The organism is Cereibacter azotoformans (assembly GCF_021391315.1).
Classification (GTDB): domain Bacteria; phylum Pseudomonadota; class Alphaproteobacteria; order Rhodobacterales; family Rhodobacteraceae; genus Cereibacter_A; species Cereibacter_A azotoformans.
The window spans coordinates 1,800,699-1,820,205 of record NZ_CP090021.1 but is presented as its reverse complement, the minus strand read 5'-3'; the positions used below and the strand labels follow the sequence as shown (position 1 = coordinate 1,820,205).

20 protein-coding genes are annotated in these 19,507 nt (G+C 68.1%); 16 read left to right on the top strand and 4 right to left on the bottom strand.

Translation table 11 applies throughout. The annotated features are described in order from the left end of the window. Positions 1 to 5: 5 nt before the first annotated feature. The 11 genes from bchC (at position 6) to dxs (ending at position 9,982) form a co-directional block, all read left to right on the top strand. Positions 6 to 962, top strand: a complete 957-nt coding sequence (gene bchC, locus LV780_RS09080) for a chlorophyll synthesis pathway protein BchC (protein ID WP_101340269.1) — start codon at positions 6 to 8, stop codon at positions 960 to 962. After that, positions 959 to 1,960, top strand: coding sequence for a chlorophyllide a reductase iron protein subunit X (locus LV780_RS09075; protein WP_101340268.1), 1,002 nt, complete (start codon positions 959 to 961; stop codon positions 1,958 to 1,960). The genes bchC and LV780_RS09075 overlap by 4 nt, the downstream gene beginning before the upstream one ends. Positions 1,961 to 2,035: 75 nt before the next feature. Continuing rightward, entirely contained in the window at positions 2,036 to 3,538 is a 1,503-nt protein-coding gene (gene bchY / locus LV780_RS09070) for a chlorophyllide a reductase subunit Y (protein ID WP_108220480.1), read from the top strand. Beyond that, positions 3,538 to 5,013, top strand: coding sequence for a chlorophyllide a reductase subunit Z (gene bchZ, locus LV780_RS09065; protein WP_011909045.1), 1,476 nt, complete (start codon positions 3,538 to 3,540; stop codon positions 5,011 to 5,013). Before bchY ends, bchZ begins: the two co-directional genes overlap by 1 nt. Continuing rightward, on the top strand, positions 5,010 to 5,243 hold the full coding sequence (gene pufQ, locus LV780_RS09060; protein ID WP_011909044.1) for a photosystem biosynthesis protein PufQ: 234 nt from the start codon (positions 5,010 to 5,012) through the stop codon (positions 5,241 to 5,243). Before bchZ ends, pufQ begins: the two co-directional genes overlap by 4 nt. A 129-nt stretch (positions 5,244 to 5,372) precedes the next feature. Continuing rightward, a complete protein-coding gene (pufB, locus tag LV780_RS09055) occupies positions 5,373 to 5,522 on the top strand; it encodes a light-harvesting antenna LH1, beta subunit (RefSeq protein ID WP_002720423.1) in 150 nt (49 codons plus the stop codon). A 13-nt stretch (positions 5,523 to 5,535) separates the two neighbouring features. After that, positions 5,536 to 5,712 carry a light-harvesting antenna LH1, alpha subunit gene (gene pufA / locus LV780_RS09050; protein ID WP_011909042.1) on the top strand — a complete coding sequence of 59 codons (177 nt, stop codon included), beginning with the start codon at positions 5,536 to 5,538 and terminating at the stop codon, positions 5,710 to 5,712. Positions 5,713 to 5,835: 123 nt separating this feature from the next. Further along, positions 5,836 to 6,684, top strand: coding sequence for a photosynthetic reaction center subunit L (gene pufL, locus LV780_RS09045; protein WP_011909041.1), 849 nt, complete (start codon positions 5,836 to 5,838; stop codon positions 6,682 to 6,684). Beyond that, on the top strand, positions 6,677 to 7,603 hold the full coding sequence (pufM, locus tag LV780_RS09040; RefSeq protein WP_011909040.1) for a photosynthetic reaction center subunit M: 927 nt from the start codon (positions 6,677 to 6,679) through the stop codon (positions 7,601 to 7,603). The genes pufL and pufM overlap by 8 nt, the downstream gene beginning before the upstream one ends. Before the next feature lie 12 nt (positions 7,604 to 7,615). Beyond that, entirely contained in the window at positions 7,616 to 7,864 is a 249-nt protein-coding gene (pufX, locus tag LV780_RS09035; protein WP_011909039.1) for an RC-LH1 core complex protein PufX, read from the top strand. Between the two features lie 171 nt (positions 7,865 to 8,035). After that, positions 8,036 to 9,982 (top strand): 1-deoxy-D-xylulose-5-phosphate synthase, encoded by a 1,947-nt coding sequence (gene dxs, locus LV780_RS09030; protein WP_011909038.1) that lies wholly within the window; start codon positions 8,036 to 8,038, stop codon positions 9,980 to 9,982. A 22-nt stretch (positions 9,983 to 10,004) separates the two neighbouring features. Here the strand turns inward: dxs and LV780_RS09025 are convergent, their stop codons facing one another. Continuing rightward, positions 10,005 to 11,387: an NAD(P)/FAD-dependent oxidoreductase gene (locus LV780_RS09025; RefSeq protein WP_108220481.1), complete on the bottom strand. Its 1,383-nt coding sequence runs from the start codon at positions 11,385 to 11,387 to the stop codon at positions 10,005 to 10,007. A 169-nt stretch (positions 11,388 to 11,556) separates the two neighbouring features. Between LV780_RS09025 and LV780_RS09020 the strand changes: the two genes are divergently transcribed. From LV780_RS09020 to LV780_RS09010, 3 genes are all read left to right on the top strand, one after another. Further along, on the top strand, positions 11,557 to 12,210 hold the full coding sequence (locus LV780_RS09020) for a protein-L-isoaspartate O-methyltransferase family protein (protein WP_108220482.1): 654 nt from the start codon (positions 11,557 to 11,559) through the stop codon (positions 12,208 to 12,210). Between the two features lie 45 nt (positions 12,211 to 12,255). Then, positions 12,256 to 13,653, top strand: a complete 1,398-nt coding sequence (locus tag LV780_RS09015; protein ID WP_108220483.1) for a TolC family outer membrane protein — start codon at positions 12,256 to 12,258, stop codon at positions 13,651 to 13,653. 172 nt (positions 13,654 to 13,825) lie between these two features. Further along, on the top strand, positions 13,826 to 14,320 hold the full coding sequence (locus tag LV780_RS09010; protein ID WP_233863766.1) for a glycerol-3-phosphate dehydrogenase: 495 nt from the start codon (positions 13,826 to 13,828) through the stop codon (positions 14,318 to 14,320). Between the two features lie 90 nt (positions 14,321 to 14,410). Here the strand turns inward: LV780_RS09010 and LV780_RS09005 are convergent, their stop codons facing one another. After that, on the bottom strand, positions 14,411 to 14,737 hold the full coding sequence (locus tag LV780_RS09005; RefSeq protein ID WP_011909033.1) for a DUF6280 family protein: 327 nt from the start codon (positions 14,735 to 14,737) through the stop codon (positions 14,411 to 14,413). Positions 14,738 to 14,944: 207 nt separating this feature from the next. Between LV780_RS09005 and efp the strand changes: the two genes are divergently transcribed. Next, positions 14,945 to 15,508: an elongation factor P gene (efp, locus tag LV780_RS09000; protein WP_011909032.1), complete on the top strand. Its 564-nt coding sequence runs from the start codon at positions 14,945 to 14,947 to the stop codon at positions 15,506 to 15,508. Between the two features lie 23 nt (positions 15,509 to 15,531). Here efp and ygfZ read toward each other — a convergent pair whose 3' ends face one another. Together ygfZ and LV780_RS08990 are read right to left on the bottom strand one after the other, a co-directional pair. Next, the gene (ygfZ, locus tag LV780_RS08995) at positions 15,532 to 16,299 is read right to left on the bottom strand and encodes a CAF17-like 4Fe-4S cluster assembly/insertion protein YgfZ (protein ID WP_108220485.1); all 768 of its coding nucleotides are present in this window, start codon (positions 16,297 to 16,299) and stop codon (positions 15,532 to 15,534) included. Then, positions 16,289 to 18,061: an ABC transporter ATP-binding protein gene (locus LV780_RS08990; RefSeq protein ID WP_011909030.1), complete on the bottom strand. Its 1,773-nt coding sequence runs from the start codon at positions 18,059 to 18,061 to the stop codon at positions 16,289 to 16,291. The genes ygfZ and LV780_RS08990 overlap by 11 nt, the downstream gene beginning before the upstream one ends. A gap of 189 nt (positions 18,062 to 18,250) precedes the next feature. Between LV780_RS08990 and LV780_RS08985 the strand changes: the two genes are divergently transcribed. Beyond that, on the top strand, positions 18,251 to 19,453 hold the full coding sequence (locus tag LV780_RS08985; protein WP_108220486.1) for a pyridoxal-phosphate-dependent aminotransferase family protein: 1,203 nt from the start codon (positions 18,251 to 18,253) through the stop codon (positions 19,451 to 19,453). Positions 19,454 to 19,507: the final 54 nt, after the last annotated feature.

Genomic DNA, 19,507 nt, shown 5'->3' with positions numbered 1-19,507 from the left:
ACGCTGTGAGAACGACCGCCGTCATCCTGTCGGGTCCCCGGGACCTGGGTCTTCAATCCATCCAGTTGAACATGCCCGCGCCCGGCGACATCGTGGTTGAAATTACCCATTCGGGAATTTCGACCGGCACCGAGAAGCTGTTCTACACCGGGCAGATGCCGCCTTTCCCGGGCATGGGCTATCCGCTGGTTCCGGGCTACGAGGCCGCGGGCGAGGTGGTCGAGGCCGCCCCCGACACCGGCTTCAAGCCGGGCGACCGGGTGTTCGTGCCGGGTTCGAACTGCTTTGCCCCGACCGAGGCCGGCCCGATCCGCGGCCTCTTCGGTGCGGCGACCAAGCGGCTGATCACGCCCGCCCATCGCGCGGTTCGCATCGACCCGGCGCTCGAGGCCGAGGGCGCGCTCCTGGCGCTGGCCGCTACCGCCCGCCATGCGCTCGCCGGGCTGAACAACGTGCTGCCCGACCTGATCGTGGGCCACGGCACGCTGGGGCGGTTGCTCGCGCGGCTGACCATCGCCGCTGGCGGCGAGCCTCCGGTGGTCTGGGAGACCAAGCCCGAGCGCAGGAAGCACGCGCAGGGCTATGAGGTCATCGACCCGGCCACCGATCCCCGGCGCGACTACCAGTCGATCTATGATGCCTCGGGCGATCCGAAGCTCATCGACACGCTGGTGATGCGGCTCGCCAAGGGTGGCGAGATCGTCCTTGCCGGCTTCTACACCGAACCCGTCGCCTTCACCTTCGTGCCCGCCTTCATGAAGGAAGCCCGAATCCGCATCGCTGCCGAGTGGCAGCCCGAGGACATGGTGGCCACCCGCGCGCTGATCGAGAGCGGGGCGCTTTCGCTTGCCAACCTGATCACCCACACCCGCCCCGCGTCGGAGGCGCCCGAGGCCTATGCAACGGCCTTCAACGACCCCGACTGCCTGAAGATGATCCTGGATTGGAGAGCCACCGCATGACGGACGCACCCACCCTCAAAGAGTTCGATCAGCGGCTGCGCGACGAAGCGGCGGAAGAGCCGACGCTGGAAGTGCCGCAAGGCGAGCCGAAGAAGAAGACCCAGGTCATCGCGATCTACGGCAAGGGCGGCATCGGCAAGTCGTTCACGCTCGCGAACCTCAGCTACATGATGGCGCAGCTCGGCAAGCGCGTGCTGCTGATCGGCTGCGACCCGAAGTCCGACACGACCTCGCTGCTCTTCGGCGGCAAGGCCTGCCCCACGATCATCGAGACCTCGGCCAAAAAGAAACTGGCCGGCGAAGAGGTGAAGATCGGCGACGTCTGCTTCAAGCGCGGCGGCGTCTTCGCGATGGAACTGGGCGGGCCGGAAGTGGGCCGCGGCTGCGGCGGGCGCGGCATCATCCACGGCTTCGAGCTGCTGGAAAAGCTCGGGTTCCATGACTGGGACTTTGATTATGTGCTGCTGGACTTCCTCGGCGACGTGGTCTGCGGCGGCTTCGGCCTGCCGATCGCCCGCGACATGGCGCAGAAGGTGATCCTTGTCGGCTCGAACGATCTGCAGTCGCTCTATGTGACGAACAACGTCTGCTCGGCGGTGGAGTATTTCCGCAAGATGGGCGGCAATGTGGGCGTCGCGGGCCTTGTGATCAACAAGGACGACGGCACCGGCGAGGCGCAGGCCTTTGCCAAGGCGGTCGATATCCCGATCCTCGCCACCATCCCGGCCGATGAGGAACTGCGCCGCAAGTCCGCGAACTACCAGATCGTCGCGATCCCGGACACCAAATGGGGTCCGCTGTTCGAGGGGCTGGCCAATGCGGTGGGCGAGGCGCTGCCGATCCGGCCGAAACCGCTGACCCAGGATGGCCTTCTGGATCTCTTTACGCCGGAAGCGGTGGGGGCGGACTTCGTGCTCGACCCCGCGACCGACGCGGACATGCGCGGCAAGAACTTCGCGCCGAAGAAGTCGCTGGAAGTGGTCTACGACGATGCTTGATCTGGCCGGTCTCGCGCGCCTCGACGAGGCGCTCCAGCAATTCGCGAAGCGCGAAAAGCGCGCGACGAGGAAGCAATGACGGACTCCGCACCGACCGGCGCCCCCGAAGGCATGGGCTGCCATTCGGCGGCCGACATGGCCGCCGCCGCCAGTGCCGCGGGCAACGCCGAACTGATGGACCGCTTCAAGGCCGACTATCCGGTCGGCCCCCACGACAAGCCGCAAAGCATGTGCCCGGCCTTCGGGTCACTCCGCACCGGCCTTCGGATGCGGCGGGTGGGCACGATCATCTCGGGCTCGGCCTGCTGCACCTATGGGCTGTCGTTCGTGTCGCACTTCTACGGCGCGCGGCGCTCGATCGGCTATGTGCCGTTCAACTCCGAGTCGCTGGTGACCGGCAAGCTCTTCGAGGACATCCGCGAGGCGGTGCACGAGATGGCCGACCCCGAACGCTATGACGCGATTGTGGTGACGAACCTCTGCGTGCCGACCGCCTCGGGCGTGCCGCTGCGGCTGTTGCCCTCCGAGATCAACGGGGTGCGGATCGTCGGCATCGACGTGCCCGGTTTCGGTGTGCCGACCCATGCGGAAGCCAAGGACGTGCTGGCGGGGGCGATGCTGAAATACGCCCGTGCCGAGGTCGAGGCCGGCCCGGTTCAGGCCCCGGTCTCCGGTCGGTCCGACCGTCCGACCGTGGCGCTGCTGGGCGAGATGTTCCCGGCCGACCCGGTGATGATCGGAGCGCTTCTGGCGCCCCTGGGCCTCGCGGCCGGTCCCGTGGTTCCCTGCCGCGACTGGCGCGAGCTTTACGCCGCGCTCGACTCGGGCGTGGCCGCCGCGATCCACCCGTTCTACACGGCCTCCGTCCGCGAGTTTCAGGCCGCCGGCCGCGCCATCGTCGGCTCGGCCCCGGTGGGGCATGACGGGACGGCCGACTGGCTGGCCAACATCGGCCGGGCCTATGGCATCGCGCCCGAACGGGTGGCTGCCGCGCAGAACGCCTTCCTGCCCGCGATCAAGGGCGCGCTGGCTGGTGCGCCGATCAATGGGCGGATCACGCTCTCGGGCTATGAGGGCTCGGAACTGATCGTGGCTCGCCTTCTGATCGAAAGCGGCGCGGATGTGCCGTATGTCGGCACCGCCGCGGGCAAGACGCCGTGGAGTGCCGCCGACCGCGAGTGGCTGGAATCGAAGGGCGTGGTGGTGAAATACCGCGCCTCGCTCGAGGACGACCTGGCCGCGATGGAGGGCTTCGAGCCCGACCTCGCCATCGGCACGACGCCCGTGGTGCAGAAGGCAAAGGCGATGGGCCTGCCGTCGCTCTACTTCACCAACCTGATCTCGGCGCGGCCGCTGATGGGGCCGGCGGGGGCGGGCAGCCTTGCGCAGGTGATCAACGCCGCCATCGGCAACCGCGAGCGCATGGCGAAGATGAAGGCCTTCTTCAAGGGCGTGGGCGAGGGCGACACCTCCGGCATCTGGGAGGGCGCGCCGAACCTGCGGCCCGACTTCCGCGCCGCCCACCAGAAGAAGCTCGACAAGGCCGCCAAGGCCGCCAAGGCCGAGGAGATGATCTGATGCTCGTGCAGGATCATGACAGGGCAGGGGGCTACTGGGGCGCCGTCTACGCCTTCTGCGCCGTGAAGGGCCTGCAGGTGGTCATCGACGGCCCGGTGGGCTGCGAGAACCTGCCGGTGACCTCGGTGCTGCACTACACCGACGCGCTGCCGCCGCACGAGTTGCCGATCGTGGTGACCGGCCTCGGCGAGGGCGAGATGAGCGAGGGCACCGAGGAATCGATGCGCCGCGCCTGGAAGGTGCTCGACCCGGCGTTGCCCGCGGTCGTGGTCACGGGGTCGATCGCCGAGATGATCGGCGGCGGCGTGACGCCGCAGGGCACGAACATCCAGCGCTTCCTGCCCCGCACCATCGACGAGGATCAGTGGGAATGCGCCGACCGCGCGATGACCTGGATCTTCACCGAGTTCGGGATGACCAAGGGTCGCATGCCGCCTGAGGCGAAGCGGCCCGAAGGCGCGAAGCCGCGGGTGAACATCCTCGGGCCGATGTATGGCACCTTCAACATGGCCTCCGATCTGCATGAGATTCGCAGGCTGGTCGAAGGGATCGGCGCCGAAGTGAACATGGTGATGCCCTTGGGCGCGCATCTCGCCGAGATGCGACACTTGGTCAATGCCGACGCCAACATCGTCATGTACCGCGAATTCGGCCGTGGACTGGCCGAGGTTCTGGGCAAACCCTACCTCCAGGCGCCGATCGGGGTGGAAAGCACCACCGCCTTCCTGCGCTCGCTGGGAGAGATTCTGGGCCTCGATCCCGAGCCCTTCATCGAGCGCGAGAAGCATTCGACGCTGAAACCCGTGTGGGACCTGTGGCGCAGTGTCACGCAGGATTTCTTCGGGACGGCCAATTTCGGCATCGTGGCGACCGAAACCTATGCAAGGGGCATCCGAAACTACCTGGAAGGGGATCTCGGCCTGCCCTGCGCCTTTGCCATCGCCCGAAAGAGGGGCGCCAAGACCGATAACGAGGCGGTCCGCGGGCTGATCCGCCAGCACCGTCCGCTGGTCCTGATGGGGTCGATCAACGAGAAGATTTACCTTGCGGAACTCAAGGCCGGCCACGGCCCGCAACCCTCTTTCATTGCAGCCTCTTTCCCGGGTGCGGCGATCCGGCGCGCTACCGGAACGCCCGTTATGGGATATGCAGGTGCTACGTGGTTACTGCAGGAAGTTTGCAACGCCCTGTTCGACGCCCTGTTCCACATCCTGCCCCTCGGGACGGAGATGGACAGCGCGGCCGCCACACCGACAACACTGCGCCGCGACTTCCCCTGGGATGCCGATGCGCAAGCGGCCCTGGACCGCATCGTAGAGGAGCATCCGGTTCTGACCCGGATCAGCGCCGCGCGGGCTTTGCGCGACGCCGCCGAGAAGGCTGCCCTCGATGCCGGTGCCGAGCGGGTCGTGAGAGAAACGGTCGAAGCCCTGCGTGGGCCGGGCTTCGGCGAGAGGAAGGGAGAGAACCAATGAGCGATCATGCCGTCAACACGCCGGTCCATGCCGCCAGGGCCCACGGGCACCGAGCACCGCGTGCCGAGTTCTATGTCTACTTCGCCGTCATTCTGCTGGGCGCCTTCCCGGTGGCCTTCGTGAGCTGGATCGTCTCGGCGATCCGCCACGGTCGCCTGCCGAAGCGCGGCCCCTTCGCGTCCGCCTGGTTCGATGCCAAGGCGATCACGCCGCTGATTTTCCGCGCCTGACCCCGGTCAGGACGCGACACGCCATTCGTCGTCCCCGCAGGGGCCGGCGGATTAATCGGGAGGGCATGGTGCCTTACCGTAACCCACGCCACCAGCATGTGGCGTCAGTCTTACGATCCGGAGGATAGCATGGCTGATAAATCCGACCTGGGCTACACAGGTCTTACGGACGAGCAGGCGCAGGAATTGCACTCCGTCTACATGAGCGGTCTTTGGCTGTTCAGCGCGGTGGCGATCGTCGCTCACCTCGCTGTGTACATCTGGCGTCCGTGGTTCTGAGGAGAACAAGATCATGGCTAAGTTCTACAAAATTTGGATGATCTTCGACCCCCGCCGCGTGTTCGTGGCTCAGGGCGTGTTCCTGTTCCTGCTCGCGGTGATGATCCACCTCATCCTGCTCAGCACCCCCAGCTACAACTGGCTGGAAATCTCTGCCGCGAAGTACAACCGCGTCGCCGTCGCCGAGTAATCGGGCCGGCCCTCCGTCGCGGGCGGCACCCACCGCCCGCGACGATTCCAAGGTTCAGCCATTGAGACGGCTCCACCATGCGCGCAAGCGCCGGTCGGGCCGACTGCAAGCGGAGAGGGAAGCATGGCACTGCTCAGCTTCGAGCGAAAATATCGCGTGCCGGGGGGCACGCTGGTCGGCGGAAACCTGTTCGACTTCTGGGTCGGCCCTTTCTACGTCGGCTTCTTCGGGGTAGCGACGTTCTTCTTCGCCGCCCTGGGCACACTCCTGATTGCCTGGAGCGCCGTACTTCAGGGTACCTGGAACCCCCAACTCATCTCTGTCTACCCGCCGGCCCTCGAGTACGGTCTGGGAGGTGCACCCCTCGCAGAAGGCGGGCTCTGGCAGATCATCACGATCTGCGCCACTGGTGCCTTCGTCAGCTGGGCGCTGCGCGAAGTCGAAATCTGCCGTAAGCTCGGCATCGGGTATCACATTCCCTTTGCCTTCGCGTTCGCCATCCTGGCCTATCTGACGCTGGTGCTCTTCCGCCCGGTGATGATGGGCGCCTGGGGCTATGCGTTCCCCTACGGGATCTGGACGCACCTCGACTGGGTGTCGAACACGGGCTACACCTACGGCAACTTCCACTACAACCCTGCTCACATGATCGCCATCACGTTCTTCTTCACGAACGCGCTGGCACTGGCGCTGCATGGCGCCCTGGTCCTGTCCGCCGCCAACCCCGAGAAGGGCAAGGAAATGCGGACCCCGGACCATGAGGACACGTTCTTCCGCGATCTGGTCGGCTATTCGATCGGGACGCTCGGGATCCACCGTCTCGGCCTGCTGCTCTCGCTCAGCGCCGTGTTCTTCAGCGCCGTCTGCATGATCATCTCCGGTACGATCTGGTTCGATGAATGGGCGACCTGGTGGCTGTGGTGGGTTGAACTGCCCTGGTGGGCCAACATCCCGGGAGGCGTCAATGGCTGAGTATCAGAACATCTTCACCCAGGTGCAGGTCCGCGGACCGGCTGACCTGGGGATGACGGAGGACGTCAACCTTGCCAACCGTTCGGGCGTGGGTCCCTTCTCGACCCTCATCGGCTGGTTCGGCAACGCCCAGCTCGGCCCGATCTACCTCGGCAGCCTCGGCGTCCTGTCCCTGTTCTCGGGCTTCCTGTGGTTCTTCACCATCGGGATCTGGTTCTGGTATCAAGCGGGGTGGAACCCGGCCGTGTTCATGCGCGACCTGTTCTACTTCTCGCTCGAGCCGCCAGCGCCGGAATACGGCCTCTCCTTCGCGGCTCCGCTGAAGGAAGGCGGGCTCTGGCTGATCGCCTCGTTCTTCATGTTCGTGTCGGTCTGGGCCTGGTGGGGTCGGGTCTATCTGCGGGCGCAAGCCCTCGGCATGGGCAAGCACACCGCCTGGGCGTTCCTCTCGGCCATCTGGCTCTGGATGGTGCTGGGCTTCATCCGTCCGATCATGATGGGCTCCTGGTCCGAGGCGGTTCCCTACGGGATCTTCTCGCACCTCGACTGGACGAACAACTTCTCGCTCGTCCACGGGAACCTGTTCTACAACCCCTTCCACGGTCTCTCGATCGCCTTCCTCTACGGTTCGGCCCTGCTCTTCGCGATGCACGGTGCGACCATCCTCGCGGTCTCCCGCTTCGGCGGCGAGCGCGAGCTGGAGCAGATCGCCGACCGCGGGACGGCGGCGGAGCGGGCGGCCCTCTTCTGGCGCTGGACCATGGGCTTCAACGCCACGATGGAAGGCATCCACCGCTGGGCCATCTGGATGGCGGTCCTCGTGACCCTCACCGGCGGCATCGGCATCCTGCTCTCGGGCACCGTCGTGGACAACTGGTACGTCTGGGGCCAGAACCACGGCATGGCGCCGCTGAACTGAGGAGCGATCACAATGGCTGACAAGACCATCTTCGACGATCACCTCAAAACCAATCCGAAGACCAACCTTCGCCTCTGGGTCGCTTTCCAGATGATGAAGGGTGCGGGTTGGGCCGGGGCCGTCTTCTTCGGGACCCTCCTGATGATCGGCTTCTTCCGGGTGCTCGGCCGGGCGCTCCCCATCGACGAGAACCCCGCTCCGGCGCCGAACCTGACCGGCGCCCTGGAGACCGGGATCGAGCTGATCAAGCATCTCGTCTGAGAACGGTCACGGGGCAGGGCGGCGCCAGGCCGCCCGCCCCTCCAAATCCGGGCCATATCGCCGGCCCGGGTCCGGGGCGACACCACAGCCCGGTTCCCTTCCTGTTGGCGACAGGGACCTGGTGCCGTGTGGAAGACCGCACGGCACCCTTTTGACATTCGGGAGGCTTCAATGACCAATCCCACCCCGCGACCCGAAACGCCGCTTTTGGATCGCGTGTGCTGCCCGGCCGACATGAAGGCGCTGAACGACGCCGAACTGGAGCGGCTGGCCGACGAAGTGCGTTCCGAGGTGATTTCGGTCGTTGCCGAGACGGGAGGACATCTGGGGTCCTCGCTGGGGGTGGTCGAGCTGACCGTGGCGTTGCACGCCGTCTTCAACACGCCCACCGACAAGCTGATCTGGGACGTGGGCCACCAGTGCTATCCCCACAAGATCCTGACCGGCCGGCGCGAGCAGATGCGCACCCTGCGCCAGAAGGGCGGGCTGTCGGGTTTCACCAAGCGGTCCGAGTCCGACTATGACCCGTTTGGCGCCGCCCATTCCTCGACCTCGATCTCGGCCGCGCTCGGCTTCGCCATGGGGCGCGAACTGGGCCAGCCGGTCGGCGACACGATCGCCGTGATCGGCGACGGCTCGATCACCGCGGGCATGGCCTACGAGGCGCTGAACCACGCCGGGCACCTGAACAAGCGGCTGTTCGTGATCCTGAACGACAATGACATGAGCATCGCTCCGCCCGTCGGGGCGCTCGCGCGTTACCTCGTGAACCTCTCGTCCAAGGCGCCCTTCGCGACGCTGCGGGCCGCGGCCGACGGAATCGAATCCGCATTGCCCGGCCCGCTCCGCGACGGGGCACGCCGGGCGCGGCAACTGGTGACGGGCATGCCCGGAGGCGGCACGCTCTTCGAGGAGCTGGGCTTCACCTATGTCGGCCCCATCGACGGGCACGACATGCCCTCGCTCTTGCAGACGCTGCGGGCGGCGCGGGCGCGCACGACGGGGCCGGTGCTGATCCATGTCGTGACGAGGAAGGGCAAGGGCTACGCCCCTGCCGAGAACGCCCCCGACAAGTATCATGGGGTCAACAAGTTCGACCCCGTCACGGGCGAGCAGAAGAAGTCGGTCGCGAACGCGCCCAACTACACCAAGGTCTTCGGCACCACCCTGACCGATGAGGCCGCCCGCGATCCGCGGATCGTGGCGATCACCGCCGCCATGCCCTCGGGCACGGGGGTGGACATCATGCAGAAGCGGTTCCCCAACCGGGTCTTCGACGTGGGCATCGCCGAGCAGCACGCTGTGACCTTCGCCGCCGGCCTCGCCGGTGCGGGGATGAAGCCCTTCTGCGCGATCTATTCCTCGTTCCTGCAGCGGGGCTATGACCAGATCGCGCATGACGTGGCGCTGCAGAACCTGCCCGTCCGCTTCGTGATCGACCGGGCGGGGCTCGTGGGCGCCGATGGCGCGACCCATGCCGGCGCCTTCGACGTGGGCTTCCTGACCACCCTGCCGAACCTGACGGTGATGGCGGCCGCCGACGAGGCGGAACTCGTCCACATGATCGCGACCGCCGTGGCCTTCGACGAGGGGCCGATCGCCTTCCGCTTCCCGCGCGGCGAGGGGGTGGGTGTCGAGATGCCCGAGCGCGGCACCGTACTGGAACCCGGCCGTGGCCGGGTGGTGCGCGAGGGGACGGATGTGGCGATCCTCTCCTTCGGCGCGCATCTGCACGAGGCGTTGCAGGCGGCGAAGCTGCTTGAGGCCGAGGGGGTGAGCGTGACCGTGGCCGACGCCCGCTTCTCGCGGCCGCTCGATACGGGCCTGATCGACCAGCTCGTGCGCCATCACCCGGCGCTGGTGACGGTGGAGCAGGGGGCGATGGGCGGCTTCGGCGCCCATGTCATGCACTACCTCGCCAATTCGGGCGGCTTTGACGGGGGCCTCGCGCTCCGGGTGATGACCTTGCCCGACCGCTTCATCGAGCAGGCGAGCCCCGAGGACATGTACGCCGATGCGGGCCTCCGGGCCGAGGATATCGCGGCCACCGCGCGGAGCGCGCTCGCAAGGGGGCGCGTGATGCCGCTGCGGCAGACGGCGAAGCCGCGGGCGCTCTGACATCGGGGCGCTGGCCGGCGGGTCAGCGCCCCGCCAGCCGGTGGCCGAGGCTCGCCAGCCAGGAGGGCGGGCCGCCGGCCTCTTCCTGCCGGTCCGCGGCCTCGAGCAGGCGATACATCCCCCGCACGCCCAGCCAGCGCAGCGGCTCAGGCTCCCACCGGCGGACGCGGCGGTTGACCCACGGCAGCCGCGTCAGCGCCGTGTCGCGCCCGAGCGCGAGGTCGGCCAGCGTGCGCCCCGCGAGGTTCGAGGTCGAGACGCCCACACCCACATAGCCGCCCGCCCAGCCGATCCCCGTCGCGGGATCGAGGCCCACCGTCGCGCACCAGTCGCGCGGCACACCCAGCACCCCGCCCCAGGCATGGTCGATCCGCGCCCCGGCCGCGGCAGGGAAATGCCGCTTCAGACGCTGGAGGAGGTGGGCCACGGTGACGGCTTCGGCCTCGCCGCGCGCGTCGATGCGCGAGGCCATGCGATAGGCCCGCCCGCGGGCGCCGACCGCGATGCGCCCCTCGCGCGTGCGCTGGCAGTAGCAATAGGCGTTGGCCATGTCGCCGAGGATCTCGGCGCCCTCCCAGCCGATCCGGTCCCAGACCTCGGGCGGCAGCGGCTCGGTCACGATCTGCGCCGAGTTGAGCGGCAGCCACTCGCGCTTCAGGCCGGGCAGGGTGGCGGTGAAGCCTTCGGTCGCGCGCAGGATGACTTGCGCCTGCACCGTGCCCTGCCGCGTCTCGACCCGGCCGGGCGCGATGCCCAGCACCTCGGTGCCCTCGGCGATCCGCACGCCGCGCCGTTCGGCGGCCGCGGCCAGCCCGCGCACGAGTTTGGCCGGCTGCACCCGTGCGACACCGCCCACCACCATCGCCCCTTCCGCATTCGGGATGCGGACACGCCGCGCGAGCGCATCGGCCTCGAGGAAGCTCACCCGCTCCTCGCCCCAAGCCTGGCGGTGGCGCACTTCGGCCTCGGCCCGCGCCCGCTGCGCGGGCGTCACCGCCACCATCAGCTCGTCGGTCCGATGGATGTCGGCGTCGATTCCCTCCGCTTCGGCCATGCGGATCACCTCGTCCACCGTGCCGCTCATGGCGGATACCATGGCGCGCACGCCCTCGGCCGTTCCGGTCGAGAGGTAGCGGTCGTGGTTCCAGGCGAAGCTGCCGGTCAGCCAGCCGCCGTTGCGCCCCGAGGCGCCGAAGCCCGCGAACTCCTTCTCGACCACCAGCACGTCAAGCTCAGGCGCCTGCTCCTTCAGATAGAGCGCGGCCCAGAGCCCGGTGTAGCCCGCGCCCACGATGCAGACATCGGCGCGCGTGTCTCCGGGCAGGGGCGGGCGCCGCGCGGGAAGGCCGCCGAGATCGGCGAACCAGAAGGAAACGTCGCCGTTTCGGACGGGAGAGGAGGTCATGCGGGGGGCTCCGGCGCTGTGGCCCGGGCAGATTGGCGCGGCCCCGCCCCGGAGGCAAGTTCGTGTGATGCGCGCCACTCTGTGGATAAACCGCCGCCGGCCTCTGTTGCCGCGCCCGCGCATCTGTGGCAAGACGAAGAGGAGTATGGCTGACGGAAGAGCTTGGCAGATGACGGATTTTGCGACGCGGCGCATGATGATGGTGGATACGCAGATTCGCCCCTCGGATGTGACGAAGTTCCCGATCATCGATGCGATGCTGACCGTGCCGCGCGAGGTCTATGTGCCGCGGGCCCTGCGGGAAGTCGCCTACATGAGCGAGAATGTGGTGGTGGCGCCGAACCGGGTGCTGCTCGAGCCGCGGACCTTCGCGAAACTTCTCGATACGCTGAATATCCAGCCGGTGGAATCGGTTCTCGATGTGGGCTGCGGGCTGGGCTATTCCTGCGCCGTGATCGCGCGGCTGGCCGAAGCCGTCGTGGGCCTCGAAGAGGATGAGCAACTCGCCGCCGAGGCGCAGCGCACCCTCTCGGCCGAGGGCGTGGACAATGCCGCGGTCATCGTGGGCCCCCTGACCAGCGGGGCCGGACGGCACGGACCCTATGACGTCATCACGGTCGAAGGCGCGGTCGAGACGGTGCCGAAGTCGCTTCTCGACCAGATCAAGGAAGGCGGCCGGATCGGCTGCATCTTCATGGAGGGGCCGCTCGGCGTCGCGCGGATCGGCTACAAGGTGGATGGGGCCATCACCTGGCGCCCGGTCTTCAATGCAAGTGCCCCGGTCCTGCCGGGATTCGAGGTCAAGCGCGATTTTGCGCTCTGAGGCAATTGGTTCAAAACAAGATTTTATAAGACAGTGGAGATGGGAATGCGAAAGATCAGATTGTGGGCAGCGGCGACCTGCTCGGCTCTGGCGGTGATGGCGTCCGCGGCCCAGGCGGAAACGCTGGCCGATGCCCTCATCTCCGCCTACCGCAACAGCAACCTGCTCGAGCAGAACCGGGCGCTCCTGCGGGCCACGGACGAGGATGTGGCCATCGCGGTCGCGGCCCTGCGTCCGGTCGTGCAGTTCGTGGCGGAATCGACCTACAGCTTTCAGCGTGTGAGGGATAACCTCACTGTAGGAGGACCCGCGCAGCGCTTCAATGTCGAGGATCTCAACTCGTCGATCGCGCTGACGGCCTCGATGACGCTCTATGATTTCGGCCGCAACGCACTGGCGGTCGAGGCCGCGAAGGAATCCGTGCTCGCCACGCGCGAGGCGCTGCTGCAGGTCGAGCAGAACGTGCTTCTCGATGCGGTGGATGCCTATGTCCGCGTGCAGCTGGCGCAGTCCATCGTGAACCTCCGCCGCAACAACCTCGGCCTGATCGAACAGGAACTCCAGGCCGCGGAGGATCGGTTCGAGGTGGGCGAGGTGACGCGCACGGACGTGTCGCAGGCGCAGGCGGCCCTTGCCGCCTCGCGCTCGGACCTGACGTCGGCCGAGGGCGATCTCGTCGTTGCGCGCGAAGCCTACAAGGCGGCGGTGGGGCGGTATCCGGGCGATCTCGCCCCGCGTCCGACGCCGCCGCGCACGGCCGCCTCTGTCGAGGCCGCGCGTCAGGTGGCGCTGCGCACCCATCCGCAGGTCCGGCAGGCCCAGCGTCAGGTGGCCGCCGCGGATCTCAACGTGGCGCGTGCCAAGGCTGCGATGAAGCCCACCATCAATGGCGAGGCGCGGGTCGGCCTCAACGACGAAGGCCGCGAGTCGGCGGCCGTCGGTCTCGCCCTTCGCCACACGCTCTATGCCGGGGGCGAGTTGTCGGCGCTCTTCCGTCAGTCTCTTGCCAACCGCGATGCGCAGAAGGCGAATCTCCTGCAGGTCGGTGTGAACATCGCGCAGAACGTGGGCAACGCCTGGTCGACCGTGCAGGTCGCCACTGCCGCCATCGCGGCCGGGGACGAGGAAGTGCGCGCCGCCCGGACCGCCTTCGAGGGCGTGCGCGAAGAGGCGACCCTGGGTGCGCGGACGACGCTCGACGTGCTGAACGCCGAGCAGGACCTGCTGGATGCGCAGGCCGACCGGCTCACGGCCGAGGCGCAGCGCTATGTCGGCATCTACCAGGTGCTCGCCTCGATGGGCCTGCTGACGGTCGAACACCTGAACCTCGGCATCCCGACCTATGACCCGGCGGCCTATTACAACGCCGTCAAGAACGCTCCCGCGACCAGCGCGCAGGGCAAGCGGCTCGACCGCGTGCTTCAGTCGATCGGCCGGAACTGAGGGACCGCAGAGAGGGAAGACGGGCCGGCTTGTCCGGCCCTTTTTCATTGGGATCAATCCCGACGATCGGCGCACGGATAGCGCCGCCTTGCCGGTCTGGAACTTGTGCGCAGCGCGCCGCCGACCTAAGGTGGGGCGTGACCTACCACCGGGGGACAGGATGTCGGAGCGCATGACCAACGTGGATTATGGGGATGTCCTGTCGTCGATCCGCCGCCTCGTGGCGGAGGGGTCAGAGGCAACTCCCGCCGCGGCAACGCCCGATCCTCTTGTGCTGACGCCTGCGCTCCGGGTCGTGCCCGCGGCGGACCCCGTTCCCCCCGCACCCTTCATGGAGGCCGAGGAGGGGTGGCTTCCCGAGGGGCAGGCCGCTTTTGAAACATCCTCGACGGTGGTCAGTTTCGGACCGGCCGCTCTCGCAGCCCCGAGGGACGAGCCCTCCGCCGAGGAGCCTCCGGTCCGGCCCGAAGAGGCCTTGCCCGAGGTGTCGGCAGAGCCCGAGGTCCCGCAGGCGCTGGACGAGGAGCATCTGCGCGAGATCGTCCGCGCGGTGCTTCGTGACGAGCTTCACGGGCCGATGGGCGAGCGCATCACCCGCAACATCCGCAAGCTGGTGCGTGCCGAGATTCACCGCGCCATCCTCACGCGCGATCCCTTCGACGGCTGATCGGGCCGGCACCGTCTTTCGCACCCGCGTGCCAAATGGAAAACGCGCCCCGAGGGGCGCGCCATCCTTGCGTGACGTCTCAGGCGGGGTTCAGGCCGCTTCGGCCTGATCCAGCTCGAGGGCATGACGCCGCTCGCTCTCTTCGCGCGACAGCGCGACCGAGGTGCGGATGCCCTTGCTGACGAATTCCATCAGTCCCTTCACGACCCGCTCGTTGGGGTCGATCCCGGCACAGGACAGCACTTCGCGCCCGTCGCGCGAGCGCGCCCAGCGGGCGATCTGCTCCGGCCCGTTGCCATACTTCTTGTCGTCCGCGATGGCATCATCCAGCGCGGCCAGCACCACGGCAGCGAACAACTTGCGGGCACGTTGTCCCTGTTCGAAGTTGAAAGCGGTGCTGTCAATGAAATCGGCCATGAGTTTGTCCTGTTCTTGCTCTTTTCTCTTGTGGCGTCCGGCGAATATGCATACCGAGGCGCGATTCGGCATCCCCGGTTTGGAATGCCTGCCATGCACTCAGATCAAGTCTCGTCCCGAAAGCCATCCTGTCCAGAGGCATTGCCGCCCGGCCCGGCCGCATATATAGCGTTCGGCCACAGCCGATCAAGCGCGCCGGGATGAGCCATGCCAAAGATTAACGGAAACGAGATCAAGCCGGGATTCATCCTTGAGCATGACGGGGGGCTGTGGGCGGCCGTAAAGGTCAACCACGTCAAGCCCGGCAAGGGCGGCGCCTTCGCGCAGGTCGAGCTGAAGAACCTGCGCGACGGGCGCAAGCTGAACGAACGGTTCCGCTCGGAGGACAAGGTCGAGCGGACCGAGCTGGAGAACAAGGACCAGCAGTTCCTCTATGAAAGCGACGGACGGCTGATCTTCATGGACGCCGAAACCTACGAGCAGGTCGAGATCGACGCCGAGCTTCTGGGCGAGCGGCGCCCCTTCCTGCAGGACGGCATGGTGGCGACGGTCAACTACTACGGCGACGAGGCGCTCAACGTGACGCTGCCCCCCAAGGTCCGGTGCCGCGTCGTCGAGACCGAGCCGGTGGTCAAGGGCCAGACCGCGGCCAACAGCTACAAGCCCGCCATCCTCGACAACGGAATGCGGATCATGGTGCCGCCCTTCATCGGCGCCGACGAGGAGATCCTCGTCCACACCGAACTGATGGAATATTCCGAGCGCGTCTGAGGCAAGGGCCCCGGCCGGCCGGTTCAGGTCTCCGCGCTGTCGAGAGCCAGAACCGCCTCGCCCGCCCGCATCTCGCCTGCGGCGCGGTCATGGCGGACAAAGGCGATGGCGCGGTCGCCCGAGCGGGTGAAGAGCGTGCCGACCGGCTTGCCGTCCGCCGTGATCTCGGCGCCGAAGGGCGCGTCGCCCGAAATCGAGACCCGCACGAGGCCCTTGCGCAACTCGGTCTTGTGCTTCATCCGCGCGGTGACTTCCTGCCCCACATAGCAGCCTTTGCGGAAATCGACGCCGTGCAGGCGCTCGAAGCCGGACTCGAGGATGTAGCTGTCGTCCGGGATCAGCTCGAGCCCGCTCTCGGGGATGACCTGGGCCACACGGATCGCGTCCCAGTCGATCGAGGGGGCATCGCCGGTCAGGCCGTAGCCGCGCCAGCCGAGGTCGGGGTGGCGCGGATCGGGCAGGGCGCCCGTCGGTGGCTCGCCCAGGCCGCGCACGACCGGCAGATCCAGAGGCGCGATCTGCACGTCGGCGCGCAGCTTGTACATGCCGAGCCGGCGGAACGTGGCCTCGGCCAGCCGGTCGGAGATGTCGATGAAGAGCCGCCCGGCCAGGCGGACGATGAAGAAGTCCGCCAGATACTTGCCCTGCGGTGACAGGAGGGCGGCCCAGACGATCCCGTCCGCGCGTTCCAGCGGCCGGACATCGTTCGAGACCAGACCTTGCAGGAAATGCAGCCCGTCCTTGCCCGTCAGTTCCCAGAGCCTGCGGTCTGTCGCGATCTCACCCGGCATCGGTCTCTCCGTTCCTGAACTGCAGCCGGTGCAGCTCGGCATAGAGGCCGCCCCGCGCCAGCAATTCCTCGTGCGTGCCTTCGTCCGCGACGCGGCCCGCCTCCATCACCACGATCCGGTCCGCCTGCCGGACCGTCGAGAGCCGGTGCGCGATCACGAGCGTCGTGCGCCCCTCGCCAAGCCGCGCCAGCGCCTCGGCGACCAGCGCCTCCGAGGCCGCATCGAGCGCCGAGGTCGCCTCGTCGAGCAGCAGCACCGGCGCATCCGAGACGAGCGCGCGCGCAATGGCCACCCGCTGCCTCTGGCCGCCCGACAGGCGCGAGCCGCGGGGGCCGGCCGGGGTCAGGTCGCCCTCGGGCAGCAGGTCCATGAAGTCCGTCACATGGGCCGCCTCCAGCGAGGCGCGCAGCCGGTCTTCGGGCACGTCGCGGCCGAGCGTCACGTTCTCCCGGATGGTCTCGTCAAAGAGCCCCGCCTCCTGCGAGACGACCGCGAACTGGGCACGCAGGTCGGCAAGATCCATGTCGGCCGCATCGACCCCGTTGATCAGCACACGGCCCGCACCGGGCTCGATCAGGCCGGTCAGCAGGTGGAACACGGTGCTCTTGCCCGCGCCCGAGGGGCCGACCAGCGCCGTCATCCGGCCCGGCGCCGCCCGCAGCGTCAGGCCGTTCAGCACCGGGTGCCCGTCGTAGGAAAAATGCACGTTTTCCAGCCGGATGTCGGGAGTTCCGGGCTTCGGCGCAGCGGTGGCGGGCCGGCGGATCACCTCGGGTTCGGTGTCGAACAGCCGGTAGATCCGCTCGAGGCTCGCCGCCGCGATCTGCCAGAAGCCCGACAGGTCGCCCAACCGCCGCAGCGGCTGGAAGGTCAGCGCCATGGCGGTGAAGAAGGACATGAACTCGCCCGTCGTCCGCTCGCCCGCCGCGATCTCGCGTCCGCCGAGCATCAGCACGGCAAAAAAGCCGATGCCGGTGATCACGTCGATCAGCGCGGGCATGGCCGCCCGTCCGACCGCCATCTTGAGTTGCCCGCGCACGATGAGGTCCGAAATCCGGCGGAAGCGGGTGAGCTGGTAGCCCTCCATCCGGTTCAGCTTGATCGGCTGGATCCCGTGGAAGATCTCGTCCAGCCGGGTCGAGCGTTCGCCCGCCTGCACGCGCATCTGCTGGGTCTTGCGGCGGATGTAGCGTTGCACCACGACCGCGGGCAGGATCAGGATCGGCGCGCCCACCAGCGCCGCCAGCGTCCAGACCGGGTCGATCAGCAGCGCCACCGTGAAGAGGCCGATCAACGAGACGACATCGCGCCCCATGCCGAGGATGACGCTCGACCAGACGCCCTGCACCGCCGTCGTGTCGCCCTGAACCCTCTCCATCAGCGCACCGGGCGGGTTCTTCTGGAAGAAGCCCTGATCGAGCGTGAGGATGTGGCGCAGCAGATCCACCTGCATGGCGGTCGAGCTGATCTGGGACACACGGGTGAGCAGCGCCTTCGAGGCGATCGAGGTGGCGCCACGCAGCACGAAGAGCCCGAGGATGGCAAGCCCCACCCAGAGAAGCAGCCGGTTGCCTCCGGGCGCGAAGACCTGATCGAAGAGCGGCTGGATCAGCCAGGAGAGCGCCCCCAGCGTCGAGCCCTCGATCACGTTCAGCAGGAAGGCCAGCGCCATCGTTCCGGTGTGGCGCCGGAGGTAGCCGGTCCAGAGCCTGCCGAACAGGCGGCCGGACGTGTAGCGTGGATCGTCGGGCGTGCGGGGCAAGGGCGGCCTCGATCAAGGGGTTCGCCGGGTCTATCGCGAAAGCGCGGCCGCTGGCAAGGCAGGGCGGCGCGGACACAGGCCCCGGCCCGTGGCCGGCGCGGCCGGGGGCAATGTCCGCGCCGCCGCGGCCCGATTGACCTTCCTGCCGGCCGCGCGTAGCCAAGTGCCACGACCCCCCCGGAGAACATCATGTCGCTTGCACACGGCCGACCCTATCTCGCCATTCCCGGTCCTTCCGCCATGCCGGACCGGGTGCTGAACGCGATGCATCGCGCGGCGCCCAACATCTACGAGGGGGCGCTGCACGAGCTGGTGGCGGGGCTCTGGCCGGATCTGAAGCGGGTGGCGGGAACGGCGCATCACGTCGCGCTCTACATTGCGAACGGGCACGGCGCGTGGGAGGCGGCGAACGCGAACCTCTTCAGCCGCGGGGATCGGGCGCTCGTGCTCGCCACCGGCCGCTTCGGCCATGGCTGGGCCGAGAGCGCGCGCGCCATGGGAGTCGAGGTCGAACTGATCGACTTCGGCCGTTCCTCGCCCGCCGATCCCGCCCGGCTCGAGGAGGCGTTGCGCGCCGACCGGGCTCACCGGATCAAGGCGGTGCTGGTGACGCATGTGGATACGGCCAGCTCGATCCGCAACGATGTGCCCGCGCTCCGCCGGGCGATGGACGCGGCGGGCCATCCGGCGCTGCTGGCCGTCGATTGCATCGCCTCGCTCGCCTGCGACGAATATCGCATGGACGAATGGGGGGCGGACGTGACCGTCTCGGCCAGCCAGAAGGGGCTGATGACGCCGCCCGGCCTCGGCTTCGTCTGGTATTCCGACCGGGCGCACGGGCGGTGCCGGACCTCGGACCTGCGCACGCCCTACTGGGACTGGACCCCGCGCAGCTTCGGCACCGAATTCTGGCAGCATTTCTGCGGCACCGCGCCCACGCACCACCTCTACGGGCTGCGGGCCGCGCTCGACATGATCCTCGAAGAGGGCCTGCCCGCGGTCTGGGCACGGCACGAGGCGCTGGCCCGCGCGGTCTGGACGGCCTTCGAACGCTGGGGCGAGGGCAATCCCGAGATCGCGCTGAACGTGGCCGACCCCGCCCACCGGGGACGTTCGGTCACGGCGGCGCGGATGGGCGCACCCCATGCGACGCGGCTGAGGGAATGGACCGAGACGCGGGCCGGGGTCACGCTGGGCATCGGCCTTGGCATGGCGCTGCCGTCCGAGCCGGCCTATCACGGCTTCCTGCGCGTGGCGCACATGGGCCATGTGAACGCCCACATGACGCTGGGCGCGCTGGCCGTGATGGAGGCGGGCCTTGCCGCGCTCGAGATCCCCCACGGGAAGGGGGCGCTCGCCGCCGCGGCCGCTTCGCTCGGCGCATCGGCCTGAGCCGAGCGCGCCTGTCCGTGGCCCGGGACGCCGGGTGCCCGTGCCGATCGGCCG

Bases quoted from the DNA above. Each gene is read 5' to 3' on its own strand.
- LV780_RS09025 (WP_108220481.1), bottom strand. From the start codon at position 11,387: ATGACCTCCTCTCCCGTCCGAAACGGCGACGTTTCCTTCTGGTTCGCC.
- LV780_RS09020 (WP_108220482.1), top strand. From the start codon at position 11,557: ATGACGGATTTTGCGACGCGGCGCATGATGATGGTGGATACGCAGATT.
- LV780_RS09075 (WP_101340268.1), top strand. From the start codon at position 959: ATGACGGACGCACCCACCCTCAAAGAGTTCGATCAGCGGCTGCGCGAC.
- LV780_RS09015 (WP_108220483.1), top strand. From the start codon at position 12,256: ATGCGAAAGATCAGATTGTGGGCAGCGGCGACCTGCTCGGCTCTGGCG.
- efp (WP_011909032.1), top strand. From the start codon at position 14,945: ATGCCAAAGATTAACGGAAACGAGATCAAGCCGGGATTCATCCTTGAG.
- ygfZ (WP_108220485.1), bottom strand. From the start codon at position 16,299: ATGCCGGGTGAGATCGCGACAGACCGCAGGCTCTGGGAACTGACGGGC.
- pufL (WP_011909041.1), top strand. From the start codon at position 5,836: ATGGCACTGCTCAGCTTCGAGCGAAAATATCGCGTGCCGGGGGGCACG.
- pufQ (WP_011909044.1), top strand. From the start codon at position 5,010: ATGAGCGATCATGCCGTCAACACGCCGGTCCATGCCGCCAGGGCCCAC.
- pufX (WP_011909039.1), top strand. From the start codon at position 7,616: ATGGCTGACAAGACCATCTTCGACGATCACCTCAAAACCAATCCGAAG.
- bchY (WP_108220480.1), top strand. From the start codon at position 2,036: ATGACGGACTCCGCACCGACCGGCGCCCCCGAAGGCATGGGCTGCCAT.
- bchZ (WP_011909045.1), top strand. From the start codon at position 3,538: ATGCTCGTGCAGGATCATGACAGGGCAGGGGGCTACTGGGGCGCCGTC.
- pufB (WP_002720423.1), top strand. From the start codon at position 5,373: ATGGCTGATAAATCCGACCTGGGCTACACAGGTCTTACGGACGAGCAG.
- pufA (WP_011909042.1), top strand. From the start codon at position 5,536: ATGGCTAAGTTCTACAAAATTTGGATGATCTTCGACCCCCGCCGCGTG.
- LV780_RS09005 (WP_011909033.1), bottom strand. From the start codon at position 14,737: ATGGCCGATTTCATTGACAGCACCGCTTTCAACTTCGAACAGGGACAA.
- LV780_RS08985 (WP_108220486.1), top strand. From the start codon at position 18,251: ATGTCGCTTGCACACGGCCGACCCTATCTCGCCATTCCCGGTCCTTCC.
- pufM (WP_011909040.1), top strand. From the start codon at position 6,677: ATGGCTGAGTATCAGAACATCTTCACCCAGGTGCAGGTCCGCGGACCG.
- dxs (WP_011909038.1), top strand. From the start codon at position 8,036: ATGACCAATCCCACCCCGCGACCCGAAACGCCGCTTTTGGATCGCGTG.
- LV780_RS09010 (WP_233863766.1), top strand. From the start codon at position 13,826: ATGACCAACGTGGATTATGGGGATGTCCTGTCGTCGATCCGCCGCCTC.